This is a genomic window from Pseudoalteromonas sp. R3, from assembly GCF_004014715.1.
Lineage (GTDB): Bacteria > Pseudomonadota > Gammaproteobacteria > Enterobacterales > Alteromonadaceae > Pseudoalteromonas.
This window is the reverse complement of sequence record NZ_CP034835.1, coordinates 3,305,350-3,319,479: the sequence shown is the minus strand read 5'-3', so window position 1 is coordinate 3,319,479 and position 14,130 is coordinate 3,305,350. Positions and strand designations below refer to the sequence as shown.

Sequence of the window (14,130 nt, the reverse complement as noted above, 5' to 3'; positions counted from 1 at the left end):
GGGTTGTGAGTGAAACACCAAAGTTGCTACCGCCTGGATCGAGCGCACTGGAGCGAGGCTTACTGAACTCGACGTCTGATGGACGAGGCATCATTCCTGAGCACATAGCCACCCTATGGGATCCACAACACTGTCCTGAGTCACTGCTGCCCTGGCTGGCGTGGTCATTGTCGGTTGATGAGTGGGACGAAAACTGGTCGGTGGAAACCAAGCGGGCGTTGATCGCGCGCTCAGTACCCATCCATAAACACAAGGGCACAGTCGGTGCGGTGAAGCGGGCTCTGTCCTCTCTGGGTCTGGAGCTTGAGTTTTTCGAATGGTTTGAACAGACGGACGATGTCTATCTGGCGCCATACCTGAGCAAAGAGCCACATACCTTTGTTTTTGTTGCCTGGGCCAATGCGCTGCCTTACACCAGCCGGGCCATCAAACTCGACCAGGCTCTGTATGACGCCATTTATCGGGTGACTAATCAGACCAAGCCGCAAAAGGCCCACTTTGATTTTCTGGTGGGAATGAAAATGGCAAGTCATGCGGCGGTGGGCGGAATTATTCATCCGGTTACGCACAAGCGTGTGTATGGGGCGGTCGAGCCGTGTATTGGTGACAAAGCCAAACAGCGAGATAGCCAGGTTGGGCTGTCTGTGGCTGGCAACTTATCACGCGCGCGCTATCAGGTGCTCAGACACCGCAGCGCAGTGGATAAACTGCGCCACCGAGCGTGGCAATGTGGTTTACGTCAGGCAATGTGCATGACTCGTAAGCCTGTGCAGGTCGTTCGTTTCAGAGGGTTGACAGAGCAGCGTATTCCCGATGAGTTTATTAATAGTCGCAGTTGCGCTGCTGCGGTGATGCACATCAGTCGCCGCCGGGTGAGTGCTGTGCGTTGCTACGGCACGCTTAGCGTTTCTGCGTAAAGGAGTTTTTTAACAATGAGCATTTTACTACAACCCGTGATCACCTCGGCCGGGTTATCGGCGCTGTTCAGGGCGCAACAAGGTGGCTTTAAAGCCAAAATCAGCAAAGTAGGTCTGGGCAGTGGCAGCTATCAGCCACATGAGGGGATCACCCGTTTACAGGATGAAAAGTACAGACTGGAGCTGGCCAGTGCCAAAACCCTGGCCGATGGCAAACAGTTACATCTGACTGTGCGTGACGCTGAGCCGATCGCAGGTGAGGGGTTTTTCGTTAACGAAATCGGCTTCTACACCGAAGAGGAAGTCAATGGCGAAATTCAGCATGTGTTGTTCGCTGTGTATTCTTCCCCGACTGAATCAATTGCATATAAATCCAACGATGTTGAATTGCTGCTGGCATTTGACCTGGCCCTTACGGGTGTGCCTTCGGACTCAATCACGGTGATCGACCAGGGAGTTGAGTTCAATATTTTGGTCGCACCAGAGCTTGCCAAAATGGGCAAGGCACAAATTGGCAATATGCATCGTCACCTGAAAATGAAGTTTGCATTGATGGATCAGGGCGTGCTTTAGGCGCCTGAGCAGAATAAACAAGGAGGCACCATTATGACTCAGTACAAAACGGCTCCTGAGCGAGCACAACAGCTGGCCGAAGAGGCCATCAAATTACTCAAACAAGCCAAAGCGCTGCAACACCAGGCGCAGGTGGATGCCGCCCGGGTGCAGGCTTATCAACAACACAGTGATGGCCTGGCCTTTCAGTTTCTGGCTGCCTGCGCGGAATATGGCGAGCATAGCCCACAGGCGGGTAAAGCCCGTGAACGCTGGCTGGGGGCACGCAACACCATTAAAGCACAGTTTCCAAGAACCTAATTTTATTTAACTTTTTAATTCCAATTTTAAACGGAGAGATGTATGGCATTAGAACACGATATTGCCAGCCTGGTTGAAGCGTCAGAAGCGCTGACCAGCACGGTAGACAACAAAATTCAGAGTATTGATAGCGCCGTTAGCAGCAAAATGACGGAAGTGAATAACTTTGTTGCACAACAAAAGGCCCGAGTGGATAGTTCGCTGGATGATCTTAGGATTATCGGTGATGGAACAATGGGCACCCGTGCGATTGGAGTAGCCAATGCCTTCACGGGTGAACGCTTAGAAACCAATGTTCATTTAAAGCTGCCTTTTAAGGTATCTGAAGACAACCAGATGTTTCACATTACAGTGTCAGGGTATGCCTATGGTGAGAGCAAAGCCGTATCGGCAACCTTTGTAGGTTACTGCTATAAAAATGGTAACAAGCTAACCAATACTCAATGTACTGGTACGCATGCGCCATCCTTATACCGAGGAAAAGATGAGCATGTGTATTGTCGCCTTTCTTTCACGGATACTTATTTTCTAACAATAAGCGTAGACACAATGCAAATGGGAGGATACAGGCTCATTAAGCATGGAGATATCCAGGTTATTTTCTCACCTGAAGATGATGTAACAGTATCACCGGCAGATCAGGCATAAGGAACAATTATGAGTACTCAAACAGCAGAATTGGGCTCTCTAGAGCAACAGCAAACAGTACAGGAAGCTCAACAGCGTAACCAGCTACGTAACCAAATTAACTATTATATTGCCGACAATGGCACATTGGTTGGCACTGCCACCGACATTGCCCACATTTTACTCAATGAACTCAGTGGCTTTGTCAATAAACTGTCAGCAGCTCAAGACATAGACGACGTAAAAGCGTCAGTGACTTCACTGAAAGCCACCATTGGTGATATTGAAGGCAAAGTGGCAACGGGTGAGCTGACTTTCCCGTATCAAAGCAAAGGGCTGGATACCGTAAAACAGGAGATCATTGACCGCGCCAATGGCGTTAACGACCTGCTGTAATTCTTAACCCTTGCCCGCCTGCCGCATTCTTGCGCTGCCCTTTGCCTTTATTTCCAAACTTGTAATATCAGGAGCTGCTATGTCTCTGACCAATTTTAGTGCCATAGATATGGCACGTTTACCTGCGCCAAAACTGATAGAGCCGCTGAGCTTTGATGAGATAAAAACCGCCATCGTGGCGGACTTTTCACAGCGCTATGACGGCGGGGGGCTGGATTATGCCAGTGACCCCGCCATAAAGCTCATAGAGGCCTTTGCTTACCGGGAAATGCTCTTAAGGCAGCGCATTAATGAGGCGGCCGAAGCGGTGTTACTGGCCAAAGCCAGCAGCGCTGAGCTGGATTACCTGGGCGCGCGCTTTGGAGTCAGTCGTGCGATGCTCTTGGCAGGCGATAACTCTGTATCACCGCCTGTTCCCCCCAGTATGAAAGTGATGAGCGCTATCGCGAGCGAATTCGTCTGGCGCTGGAAGGATTCAGCACCGCAGGACCAGCCGGCGCTTATGTGTTTCACGCCTTGAAAGCATCGCCAAAGGTACGGGATGTGTATGTATCCGCACCTGAATTTGAGCGTGCTTCAGTGACTGATGGCAACGCGACAAGCGCATTCGTACTGAACTGTACATCAAACGCGGGATTGAGCGAGCCGATGCCGGGTGATGTGGCAGTGACTATCCTCAGTGATGAAGGCTCGGGTCTGGCATCAGACACTTTACTGAATACAGTGCAGACGTATCTCAATCAGGATGAGATCCGTCCACTGACCGATCGGGTGCGGGTGAAATCCGCAACAATAAAGCCGTTTACCATTAATGCGCGTTTGTATCTTTATCCCGGTATGGATAGCAATGCCATCCAACAGAAGGCATTAGACACTACCGCAGGGTGGCTCTCTGAACACTACAAACTCGGCCATGACATTTCGCTGTCAGCCCTGTATGCGGTACTGCACCGCGAAGGGGTTCAGCGGGTTGAGTTACTGGAGCCTCAGTGGGACATCGCGGTAGCGCAGGATGAAGCCGCTTATTGCACTGCGATTGAGGTCGACATCGGAGGCGAGCATGTCTGAATCACTCTTGCCCTGTCAGGCCAGCGAATTTGAGCAAGCACTGGATAAGGCTGGAAGTCGTATTTCTAAGGTGCCTGTGCCCATTTCGCAAATTTGGGATCCGTGGCGCTGCCCGGCGCATTTTTTGCCCTGGCTGGCCGATGGGCTCAGCGTAGATAGCTGGGATAGCCTCTGGCCCGAGCATATTCAGCGTCAGGTCATTGCCGACAGCGTACCTAATCACAGGATCAAAGGCACCGTCGGGGCAATTAAGCAGTCTCTGAATAGCCTGAATGCCAGTGTCGAGTTGCAAGAGTGGTGGCAAACCGGCAGCGTGCCGCACAGTGCTGAGTTACTGGCACTGGCCCATGACAACCTCGACCCGCAGGGCAACACCCTGCTAACGCCTAAGCTTCAGGCCCAGCTATGGCAAACCGTGGCGGCCACTAAACCATGTCGTAGTCAGATCCAGTTTAGTGTTGGTGTGATGCAACATAAGACGCTTGGTCTGGCTTCGGGCGCAAACTCACTGAGCGCTCAGACGGGGCGGTGGTCTGAACTATACGATTTTTCTTTTTCACCTTCATCAATATACCTGTCAGGAGCGGCACAGTCTTTGTCTGTGTCGACAAGCCGCTTAAGTCAGTCTGCCCAGATGCAACTGAGTAGCGCGGTGTGGGTGGCCAATGGGATGGCCACGACACAGCTGCAACAGGTCATGATGATAACTGTTTAGGCAACCTATGAGTATCTATACACCCATTATTACCCAGGCGGGGATCAATGCCGCCGTGAATGCCCAGACCCATGGCATTCAATTAGAGATCGGGCGCATCGGCGTGGGCGACAAAGGCTATGTGCCCAATCGCACTCAGACGCGCCTGCAAAATGAGCGTAACAACGTGCCGGTCACCGATGGTCGCGTGGTCGGCGATGGCCAGTTTCATTTGTCCGGCGTATTTACCGATGATACGCAATACGCGGTTCGTGAAGTAGGTTTTTATCTCAACGATCACTCTGATGATGCGCAGAAAACGCTATTTGCCATCTGGTCGCACCCGGAGCATGTACTGTTCTATCAGACTCCGGTTGCCCGCGTTGTACAGGGCTTTGACCTGACATTAACGGCGGTGCCCTTTGAGCATTTGACCGTCAGTACCAGCGGGGATCTGAACCTGTTTTACACCCCCGAATTTGTGGCCATGACCGAAGCGCAAACCAGTATGGCCATTGCCCAGCTGCAGTCAAACCACAGACAAATTCAATTTAACGACCGTTTACTCGAACTAGGAGTGTAACTATGAGTAATTCACAAACTATGTCGCTGGATCAGCGTATCGCTGCATTGCAGCAAACCAATGGAGAGCTGGTGGCGTCAAACAACACGCTGACCCAAACTGTCACTGGAAAAATAGGCGCGATTAACGCCACAGTCGCCAGTGCTGAGGCACGTATGGACCAGGCCATCGCTAACCTGGCTGCCAGTCATTCGGACATGCGTATCAATTATTATGATGGTGTTGCGCACTCTAAAGCATCTATGGAGATTGAGGCCGATCCACAACAGCCACATATGTCTAAGTGGAAGCTTGTGCCTGTAAGTGGTATTGGTTATCACCAATATCCGGTAGCAGGCGCTTTAACGCGAGTCCATTTAAAAAATGGCTACAGCTATGAGCCTGGTTACTCAGAGTCTCCCACCCAATATGCCGCGGACTGGAGTCGTTCTAATATGCAGTTCGTACTGGCAAATGAACATGCGAACAGTGAGCAGATCGATGCAGCAATAGAGGCTCAGGGCGCAACTGTTTACACAACTGGTGGATGGAATAGTTGCGCTAAGATGGTGATGATCCCCTGTCTGAGTATTGCCGGACTACACCCCTATACTCGGCTTTTTGTTCGTTTTGTCAACGCAGTCAGCCCTCAGGTTCCGGCTGACAAGCAGCCACAAAACATCGTCGATTTTGGTGGAAACACGACATTTGCCGTTGACCGCGTTGTTAACTATCCGCATATCAAAGTATAGGAGTATCGAAATGGATCAAATTCCAACCCCAGAAGCACATCAGGCCATACTGGCAAGCCTGGAAAAGCAAGTTAAACGTGGCCAAATCACGCAACAAGTCGGCGACAGTGAGTCACTGTTAGGTACGACTTCAGATACGGCCCATTTGTTATTGGTGGAGCTTTCCAAACTGGTGTCTGCAATTGCCAGTGCAAATTCTCTGGATGACATTAAACCCACGGCACAAAACTGTGTCGATCTTATTGGTACAATCAGTGAGCAAGTTGATTCTGGTGCCCTATATTTTCCCTATCAACAAAAAGGGACGGAGGTGGTTTTGTCTGATATTCAAAACCGCGCCAAAGGGGTGTCTGAGATTTTAGCATCCTAATCACTCCATTCCAGAAGCACTTCAAGGCAGTCTCTAAGGCAGCCTTTACTCACCCTGAGGCACTCCATGACCGATCTTTTCGATTTTACGGCGCTTCCTGCGCCCGATATTTTAGAATCTATTGAATTTGAAGACATTTATCAGGCGCGGGTGGCGCGGTTTAAAGCCCTTGCGCCTCAGTATGCAGACGCACTGTCCCTGCAAAGCGACCCGTTATCGGTGTGCCTGCAGGTCGAGAGTTACCGTGAATTACTGCTACGCCAGCGTATTAATGAGGCGGTGCAGTCGAACTTACTGGCGACTGCACAGGATGCCGACCTGGATCAGCTGGGGTTGTTCTACGGTGTTCTGCGGGCGGCAAATGAAGCTGATAGCGGGTTTCGCCAGCGGATCCGACAAAAGACACTGGCATCCAGCACGGCGGGCAGTAAAGATCACTATCGCAATGCAGCTCTGACCGCGGCTCCCAGCGCGATCCGCGATGTGGAAGTCGACAGTCCCGAGCCCGGTAAGGTAAGGGTGGCGGTGCTCTTTCATACCGAACAGGAGCCTACATCGGCATTACAAGAGGTTCGAAGCTATGTACTCAGCGATGAAGTCAAAGTACTGACAGATACGGTAGAGGTTGAGCTGGCTGAGGCCATTGAGGTGGATGTCCACGCTGATATTTATCTCAATCCAAATACCCCATTACGGGTGTTTGAACAACTGGAAAGTAAGCTACGTGCCGCATGGCAGACTGAGCTGGCGTTGGGCACAGTGATGACCCCCAGCTGGCTTAGTGCGCAGTTGCATGTCGCAGGTATTAAGCACGTGGAGATCCATACGCCGGCCACTTTGGTTGAGGTTGCGGCAAATCAATATGTCCAGCTCAAGCAGGTAAGCTTATGTCTGAAAACTTAACTCCGAATACGCCCTTAGTGCCACCCAATCACACCACATTGCAATGGACGCTGGATCAGCACGGACAACTCACTCAGACACTGGAAACAGGCATTTCACTGCTGAGAGGGTTTAAGTCTCACCCCAATCCGAACCTGTTACCCTGGCTGGTATGGGAATATGGCTTGGATCCGCTGGAACCTTATCTGGACAATTTGGATGAGGTGCTGTTGCAGGGCCTAAGCTGGCAACGGATCCGGGGTACCCGGGCTAGTCTGGCTATGGCAGTAGGCTGGCTCGGTGTGCCCTTATTGCAGATTGAAGAGTCGGGGTCACTGCGGCACTTTTACCGTTATCAGTTGCACCTTGATAGTGTCCCCGGAGAGTGGCAGCTCAATCGGCTGGCGCAACTTAGCGAGCTTAGTGCACCGGCTCGAAGTCAGCTGGTCAGGGTAACCTATCAGCTTGACATTCGTGAACTGGCACTTTCGTCAGGTCAGTTTGGCGACTTGCTCAGTGATCGGTCCGGCTTTCGCTATACCTTGCAAGATGGCAAACAAATAAGGCTGTCCCGCCAGCGTTCCCACTGCGATGGAACTGATATATCTGCACACAGCGGGAATGGCGTAGTTCGCAAGCGAGGGCAATTGTGGGGTCAAGTCCACAGCAGTCGCCTGGGCTCATTGGTACTCAGTGAACCGACTACCTGTAACCTTCTCGCTGGTATCTCACATCAACGTAACGTTGCCAGTCACATCCATACCCAACCCGGACTCTGGCAGGGAAGCTGGTCAACGGTGAGCTGGTCACACAGCCAGACACCTCAGCTTGTCCAGTGTCATTACTCACTTACTTAACCTCTAAACAAGGAGTTACATTGTCTATTTTCACCTTTAACGGGCGGACTCTGCTTGCACGCAGTGTCGCCCAAACCCCACTTTATCTGGCATGGGGCCGTGGTGATGGCAACTGGCAGACGCCACCATCCGAGCCAATCAGTGCTGCGCATCTGGCCGACCCTCTGGGATATCGCAAAGTCAAAGTGCAAGGTTTTTGCGAACCGCACGAGCAGGGCGAGATTGAAGTGCAGGGTGCGCGTTATCGCCACAGCGCTGAGCCTACACGCCATGTTTACTGTCAGTTTGTTTTTGATTTTGAAGATGCTCAGGGCGAGACCGTTCGTGAGCTGGGGATCTTTTCTGGCACCACGTTCACAGCCGATGTGGCAGCAGGGCAGGTATACGTGCCGCCGGAGCAAGTTGCATCCCCGGGAACCTTGTTGTTACTGGACCATCGCGCACCTTTGGTGAGAGAGCCTGGGGTGCGAGAAAGTTTTGAATTTGTGATGAGTTTTTAGGAGAGCCCATGCTACAGGATTATTATCACAACTATGATAAAGCCAATGGTTATGAGCGGCTGTTGTTTCGCTCCGGGCGAGGGTTGCAAAGCCGGGAACTGAATGACCTGCAGTCTCAGGTTCAGCATCAGGTCAAAGACATTGCCGATGTTTTGCTAAAAGACGGCGATCTGGTGTCTGGCGGCGACGTGGTGATCGATACACAATCGGGTGAGACGCAACTAAGCGCTGCTCAGGTTTATCTGGATGGTCATATCAGAAGCCTGCCAGCAGCCACACTTAGCATTGCGTTGCAAGGCGGTGTGGATATTGGTGTCTGGCTGACCCACAGTGTGGTGACGGAAGTGGAAGATCCATCGCTCAGAGATCCCGCTGTTAATGCGCTCAACTACGACGAACCTGGTGCTGCCCGGTTACAGCAGCATTGCCAGTGGGGTTTGCGAGACGACGCGCTGGCCGAAGAAAATGCGTTTTATCCGGTACACCGCATTGAAGATGGGGTGCTGATCATCAAACAGCCGCCGCCTCAGCTGGATGCTGTGACCCAGGCGCTGGCCCGCTATGACCGTGAAGCCAATGGTGGCAGTTATGTCGTTGAAGGCATGGCGCTGAGCTATCGTGACCGCGAAGCCGATCAGCAGGTATTCAGCCTGCAAGAAGGGAAGGCGCATATTCAGGGCTATGAGGTGGCCTTTGATACCGCACGTAGCGCGGCTTTTGACTGGGATCCGGATATTGGCACTGTCAGGGAAGAGCCTAAAGCCTTTATCAGTGTTCCAACATCGGGTGATGACACACGCAGTATGCGGGTTGACCTGGATTTCTTCCCGGTGAAAACCGTAGAAGAAGTGAATGTCAGCATCGAAAAAAGTGCCACACTGACGCGTGCTCAGCTGGCGGGGGGAGAAGACCTGCTGCCGGATGAATCGGTGCTGGAGATCCTCAGCGTTACTCAGGGCGAGACTGAGTTTGTGGCCGGGGTCGACTTTCTCTTTTTGCGCAATCACATCAGCTGGCAGCTCAGTGGGGCAGAGCCTGCACCGGGCAGTCAATTTGAGGTACGTTACCGCTTTCGTACCCAGGTGGCAGTGGAGCCCGATGAATTTGGTTTTACCCTGCAAAAGCAACAACCACAGGGAGAGCTGGTTGAGAATGCACTGATCACTGTGGACTATCAATGGTATCGACCGCGTATTGATTTAGTGGTACTGGACCGTTTTGGCCAGCTTAAACGCATTAAAGGTCAACCGGCCCACCAGTTGCCCGTAGCACCAAAGGTACCAGCCAACCATTTACCTCTGGCACAGGTGAGTCAGAGTTGGTTTGCCGAGCAGGCGCCGGAAATTGAAAACCTGGCGGTCAGAGCGGTATCTATGTCTGAGCTGGAACAAATGCAGTCTCAGATCAGTGATTTGTATCAGTTACTGGCGATTGAGCGACTGCGTAATGACGCCAATAGTGAAGAGTCTTCCAGCAAGTTTGGTGTGTTTGTCGACCCCTTTATTGACGATGATATGCGCGATGCAGGTATTGAACAAACGGCGGCCATTGTCGATGGTGAGCTTATTCTGCCCTTAAGTGCTGATATCGTTGAACTGCCTTTGCCGACAGGCAATGTGCTGACCTTACCCTATGAGCTCGAAGACGTGCTGGCGCAAACCAAGCAAACCGGCAGCATGAAGGTCAATCCCTATCAGGCGGTTGAACCTATCCCTGCCACCGTGCGTTTGTCGCCCAGTGTCGATCACTGGACTCAGACAAGCCGCAGCTGGACCAGCCCAATTACCCGGCGCTTTGATATTGGCCGGGGCCTGCGCAGGTTAACCCGCACTCGCACCAGCACTCAGGTATTGAGCCGAACCACGCGTCAGGCTCAGTTTATGCGTTCACGTTGGGTGAACTTTACCATCTCCGGATTTGGCCCACAGGAAACCCTGGACAGGGTGACCTTTGATGGGATCAGTGTTCAGGCTCAGGAGGCTTAATGATCAAGGCAGATAACAATGGTCAGGTACGTGGCCGATTTTTGATCCCCGGCAATGTGCCGGTGGGCAGTAAAGATGTGCGCTTTAGTGGCGCCATGGGATCGGTGGGGCAGGCCCGTTATACCGGCAATGCGACCATTCGCAGTGAAACGGTCAGACGCATCAACTCCATCGTGACGGTGCGCTACGACCCGCTGGCACAAACTTTTACTTTGCCAGAACGTCGCTTTATTGCGGCTGTGGAACTGTGGTTTAAAAAGACCGGCAAGGAAGCGGTGCGAGTGCAGATCCGCGAGACCGAGCTGGGGATCCCTAACCAGACCGTACTGGCGGAGGCGACCTTGCAGCAAAGTGACATCAAACTCGGTGGCGAGTCGACCTTGTTCGAGTTTACGCCGGTGTCGCTTAATGCCGGTGAAGAATACGCGATAGTGGTGCTCACGGATGGTGACGAGCATGAAGTAGCGATTGCTGAACTGGGTAAGTTTGACAGCCAAAGTGGTTGGGTAACCAGCCAGCCTTATCAGGTCGGTGTGTTGCTGTCTTCAAGTAATGCGTCAACCTGGACGCCACACCAGAATCGCGATCTGGCGTTTCGCCTTAAAGCGGCGCGCTTTACGCAAACTGAGAGTCTGGTGGCTTTGGGTGAGGTGGCGCTGGATGGCCACACAGATTTGCTTGCGCTGGCTGTTGCAGAGCGTCCTGGCAGTGATACTCAGCTACAACTTGAGTTCTCAGGTGAAAGTACAGGCACATTCAGCTTGCAGGAGTTGCAATCTGTACGACTTGCCAATAAGGCTACAGAAGCGCTCAGTGTCAGCGCCAGACTGACTGGTACGGCAACTCAATCTCCGGTGTTGTTTGAAAGTGTACAGGCTGCGCTGGGCAAAGTCGCAGAGCAGGCTGATTACGTGACCCGGGCTATTCCCTGTGAACTGGATGGCAGCCTGAAAGTGAGTTTTGAAGCCCAGCTGCCCGGCGTGGCCAAGGTCACTGTCTTGATTGAGCAGGGCGACACCTGGACTGAGGTACCACTGAAGTCGACACAGGCCGCGGATGAAGGCTGGCAGCTGTGTCACTATCAGCTGGACAACCTGACCGAGCGCAGTGCCCGGGTAAAATTATTGTTGTCTGGCAGCCATACCGAGCGCCCCAGAGTGCGCGCTTTGCGGGCATTTTCTATCTAAGGAGGCGGCATGAATAATCCACTAACCCCGTATTTTTCACTGCCTTTGCCGCACCCGGACAACCTGTTACAGCAAGATGTCTCGCGACTGGCCAATGCCCTGACGGCAGTAGACACGCAGTTATATCAGCAACAACAGATTCAACAGCAACAGTATCAGGCGGTGCAGGAAAAGCTGCGCCGCAGTCGTCTGAACCAGCTGCTGGGTGAGCCCTTGCTTGCGCTCTAGTGCAGGCCCCTTCATTTACTTTCTACATTATTCAACGAGGAATTTATGGCAAGTATACAAACTGCCGTGCAGGTCATGGTCGACAAACTGGTCGCCGACATGCAAGGCGAACAACCGCTTAGCGCCGAAGAGCAGGCGCTGGTTAGCAATGCAATCACTAAACTGGCCGATAACGAACGACTGGAACAGGCTGTTGTGGCCGTCGCTGAATCACATATAGATGAGGCGACAACGGCGCTGCAACAGGCCGCTCAGGTCGGTCAGACCAGCCTGCAGCAGGCTGCTCAAACACTTAATGACAACGGCACTGCGCTCGAAGGTAAAGCGGCCAAGCTGGACAGATTGGATACCATGGCACCGAGCCTGGCACGGGTTGAGGCATTGCAGGGGCGGGCTTTTAATAATCAGATCAGGCCTGTATTTGGATTTGTGCCTGTGGAGACCGCAAACTCAAACGTCCAGTACAAACGATCAACAGCGGTTTGGGCTGTATATGATCATAGTGGAAAAACGTATTTAGTTCGTCCGGGAGCCTCCCACGGTGCTAACCAGGAACAATGCAGACTTGAGCATTTGATGCTTGAACATAATGGCAGCGGTAAAGTTACGACTAGTACTAGTTACTTATACTCGAATGTCTTTGAGCAAAACCCAACTAGTAAAGTGTATATGTATGGCGCAAGCGCCTTTTTACCTTTGGGTACAAAAGACAACCCTGCTGACATTGACTACGATGTTGTCTATAGCACTCAAGATTCTCAGGCGACAGCCGCTGTAAACTATGGTGGTGTGTTTGTGCGTTCACAGGGGTTTACTTCTCTGACCAAGCCTAAGCAAAACCTTAATGCAAGGGACCAATATGGCGTATTAACCGATACCAGCCATAACTATGCCCATGTTGCTGTGTTGTACGATAATCAGAAGCATTGCTTGGTTATGGTGGATGAAAATACTTCGTTGCTTATTGAGAAGTACCGCGATGGTAATATTGTTACCAATACTGCTATTGCAAATCAGTCGGAACTGCAAGCCTATGTAGACGCCAGAGATTTTACAACGGTTAATTTCATTCATCATTTGTTGGATCAACCTTACGGTAACCAGCGTTATACCAATAAAGAACAAAAGATAAATACATCAACGAACAGCTACTTTGGCTATTTTGGCGTGTTTAACAGTTCGGTGAAAATGGGGGGCAACAAGTACAGTGCACATTACCGCTTTACAGAAGCGCAAAAACTGGAGCCGGTTAACTACTTTTTCACAAGTAATTCAGCGTGTTATAAAGTACAGAACTCGAATGGAACTATGAATGGTGAAGGTGAAGTCACTGTTGCTTTGGAAAGCATGTCGGGGGAGTTGTTAGGTATGTATAGTTACCGTACCAGAGCTGCAAATGCAGGTTATGATGGCGGTATTGCTGCGACAGCGATTAATTGCATCAATCCCTATAGTCATATCGGTTTACTTAATGAGCATTATATCTACAACCAATACGGCCTGGGCCGCACCTGTCGCGCATTTTAAGGAGAGATCATGAGTTGCGAATATTTTGCCGATAAAGGCATGAAGATCGAAGGAAACTACTGGCTGGTGCACCCGCAAACGGGCGAAGCCTGGGATGAAGAGTCAGCAGCCGCCTTTATTGCGGGCTATCAGCCGCCACACCTTAGTGAAGAGGCTATAGCTGCACGTAAAGATGAGCTGGTAGACGAGATCAAACGTGCCGTGTATGCATGCCTTGAGGCGCAGCAGTGGCGTGTCACTAAGGCGCAGGAGCACTTGTTGGCCGCAGAACTCAGTCGTGATGACGCACAGCAGCAAGAGGCCAAGACGTCATTGCAGGCTGAATTAGCAAAACGTGAAGCGTTGCGTCAAAAAAGTGATGAGGCGGAGCTAGAGGTTGCGGAGCTGACGTCTATTGAGGCAATTGATGCGTTCTCATTTACGGCTGAGCTTTAGATCCGCTCAGCTGGCGAATTAAAAACGTAGAAATATCTAACCCGGTCAGAATTGACCGGTTTTCTGCCCAGAAAATCAGTAAGATACACCTAAGCTTGAGAAAGTTAAGTCAGGCAACCAGGTAAACGGTTACTTTGCAAATAAAGCATCCGCAAGTTAAAAACCACCGGCTCGTATTGCGACTGGTGGTTTTTTTATGTCTGGTTCACAGTGGATGACACTGCGGCATTTAAACCGGTCAGAATTGACCGTTTTTAATCCCATAAAATC

General features: G+C 51.5%; 19 protein-coding genes. All 19 read left to right on the top strand.

Translation table 11 applies throughout. The annotated features are described in order from the left end of the window. Nucleotides 1-5 precede the first annotated feature (5 nt). The 19 genes from ELR70_RS19605 (at nucleotide 6) to ELR70_RS19520 (ending at nucleotide 13,860) form a co-directional block, all read left to right on the top strand. Nucleotides 6-917: a phage tail protein I gene (locus ELR70_RS19605; protein ID WP_054015391.1), complete on the top strand. Its 912-nt coding sequence runs from the start codon at nucleotides 6-8 to the stop codon at nucleotides 915-917. Between the two features lie 15 nt (nucleotides 918-932). Then, nucleotides 933-1,490, top strand: a complete 558-nt coding sequence (locus tag ELR70_RS19600) for a phage tail protein (RefSeq protein WP_054015390.1) — start codon at nucleotides 933-935, stop codon at nucleotides 1,488-1,490. A 33-nt stretch (nucleotides 1,491-1,523) separates the two neighbouring features. Beyond that, nucleotides 1,524-1,790: a hypothetical protein gene (locus tag ELR70_RS19595; RefSeq protein ID WP_054015389.1), complete on the top strand. Its 267-nt coding sequence runs from the start codon at nucleotides 1,524-1,526 to the stop codon at nucleotides 1,788-1,790. Between the two features lie 42 nt (nucleotides 1,791-1,832). Continuing rightward, a complete protein-coding gene (locus tag ELR70_RS19590; RefSeq protein WP_054015388.1) occupies nucleotides 1,833-2,438 on the top strand; it encodes a hypothetical protein in 606 nt (201 codons plus the stop codon). Between the two features lie 9 nt (nucleotides 2,439-2,447). Then, entirely contained in the window at nucleotides 2,448-2,813 is a 366-nt protein-coding gene (locus ELR70_RS19585; protein WP_054015387.1) for a hypothetical protein, read from the top strand. Between the two features lie 79 nt (nucleotides 2,814-2,892). Then, complete coding sequence (locus tag ELR70_RS25535) at nucleotides 2,893-3,333, top strand: hypothetical protein (protein WP_241566329.1); 441 nt, start codon at nucleotides 2,893-2,895, stop codon at nucleotides 3,331-3,333. After that, a complete protein-coding gene (locus ELR70_RS25530) occupies nucleotides 3,216-3,881 on the top strand; it encodes a baseplate J/gp47 family protein (protein ID WP_347232139.1) in 666 nt (221 codons plus the stop codon). Before ELR70_RS25535 ends, ELR70_RS25530 begins: the two co-directional genes overlap by 118 nt. Continuing rightward, nucleotides 3,874-4,596, top strand: a complete 723-nt coding sequence (locus ELR70_RS19575) for a phage tail protein I (RefSeq protein WP_054015385.1) — start codon at nucleotides 3,874-3,876, stop codon at nucleotides 4,594-4,596. Before ELR70_RS25530 ends, ELR70_RS19575 begins: the two co-directional genes overlap by 8 nt. 7 nt (nucleotides 4,597-4,603) lie before the next feature. Continuing rightward, a complete protein-coding gene (locus tag ELR70_RS19570) occupies nucleotides 4,604-5,158 on the top strand; it encodes a phage tail protein (protein WP_054015384.1) in 555 nt (184 codons plus the stop codon). 2 nt (nucleotides 5,159-5,160) lie between these two features. Continuing rightward, nucleotides 5,161-5,889 carry a hypothetical protein gene (locus ELR70_RS19565; RefSeq protein ID WP_054015383.1) on the top strand — a complete coding sequence of 243 codons (729 nt, stop codon included), beginning with the start codon at nucleotides 5,161-5,163 and terminating at the stop codon, nucleotides 5,887-5,889. Between the two features lie 10 nt (nucleotides 5,890-5,899). Beyond that, complete coding sequence (locus ELR70_RS19560) at nucleotides 5,900-6,259, top strand: hypothetical protein (RefSeq protein ID WP_054015382.1); 360 nt, start codon at nucleotides 5,900-5,902, stop codon at nucleotides 6,257-6,259. 66 nt (nucleotides 6,260-6,325) lie between these two features. Further along, nucleotides 6,326-7,162, top strand: a complete 837-nt coding sequence (locus ELR70_RS19555) for a baseplate J/gp47 family protein (protein ID WP_054015381.1) — start codon at nucleotides 6,326-6,328, stop codon at nucleotides 7,160-7,162. Then, a complete protein-coding gene (locus ELR70_RS19550) occupies nucleotides 7,147-7,998 on the top strand; it encodes a phage tail protein (RefSeq protein ID WP_054015380.1) in 852 nt (283 codons plus the stop codon). The genes ELR70_RS19555 and ELR70_RS19550 overlap by 16 nt, the downstream gene beginning before the upstream one ends. Before the next feature lie 20 nt (nucleotides 7,999-8,018). Then, a complete protein-coding gene (locus ELR70_RS19545) occupies nucleotides 8,019-8,498 on the top strand; it encodes a hypothetical protein (protein ID WP_054015379.1) in 480 nt (159 codons plus the stop codon). Nucleotides 8,499-8,506: 8 nt separating this feature from the next. Further along, nucleotides 8,507-10,483, top strand: coding sequence for a DUF4815 domain-containing protein (locus ELR70_RS19540; RefSeq protein WP_054015378.1), 1,977 nt, complete (start codon nucleotides 8,507-8,509; stop codon nucleotides 10,481-10,483). Continuing rightward, nucleotides 10,483-11,670, top strand: a complete 1,188-nt coding sequence (locus ELR70_RS19535) for a hypothetical protein (RefSeq protein ID WP_054015377.1) — start codon at nucleotides 10,483-10,485, stop codon at nucleotides 11,668-11,670. Before ELR70_RS19540 ends, ELR70_RS19535 begins: the two co-directional genes overlap by 1 nt. 9 nt (nucleotides 11,671-11,679) lie before the next feature. After that, nucleotides 11,680-11,898 carry a hypothetical protein gene (locus tag ELR70_RS19530; RefSeq protein ID WP_054015376.1) on the top strand — a complete coding sequence of 73 codons (219 nt, stop codon included), beginning with the start codon at nucleotides 11,680-11,682 and terminating at the stop codon, nucleotides 11,896-11,898. Nucleotides 11,899-11,943: 45 nt separating this feature from the next. Further along, nucleotides 11,944-13,425: a hypothetical protein gene (locus ELR70_RS19525; protein ID WP_054015375.1), complete on the top strand. Its 1,482-nt coding sequence runs from the start codon at nucleotides 11,944-11,946 to the stop codon at nucleotides 13,423-13,425. Nucleotides 13,426-13,434: 9 nt separating this feature from the next. Next, on the top strand, nucleotides 13,435-13,860 hold the full coding sequence (locus tag ELR70_RS19520; protein WP_054015374.1) for a hypothetical protein: 426 nt from the start codon (nucleotides 13,435-13,437) through the stop codon (nucleotides 13,858-13,860). Nucleotides 13,861-14,130: the final 270 nt, after the last annotated feature.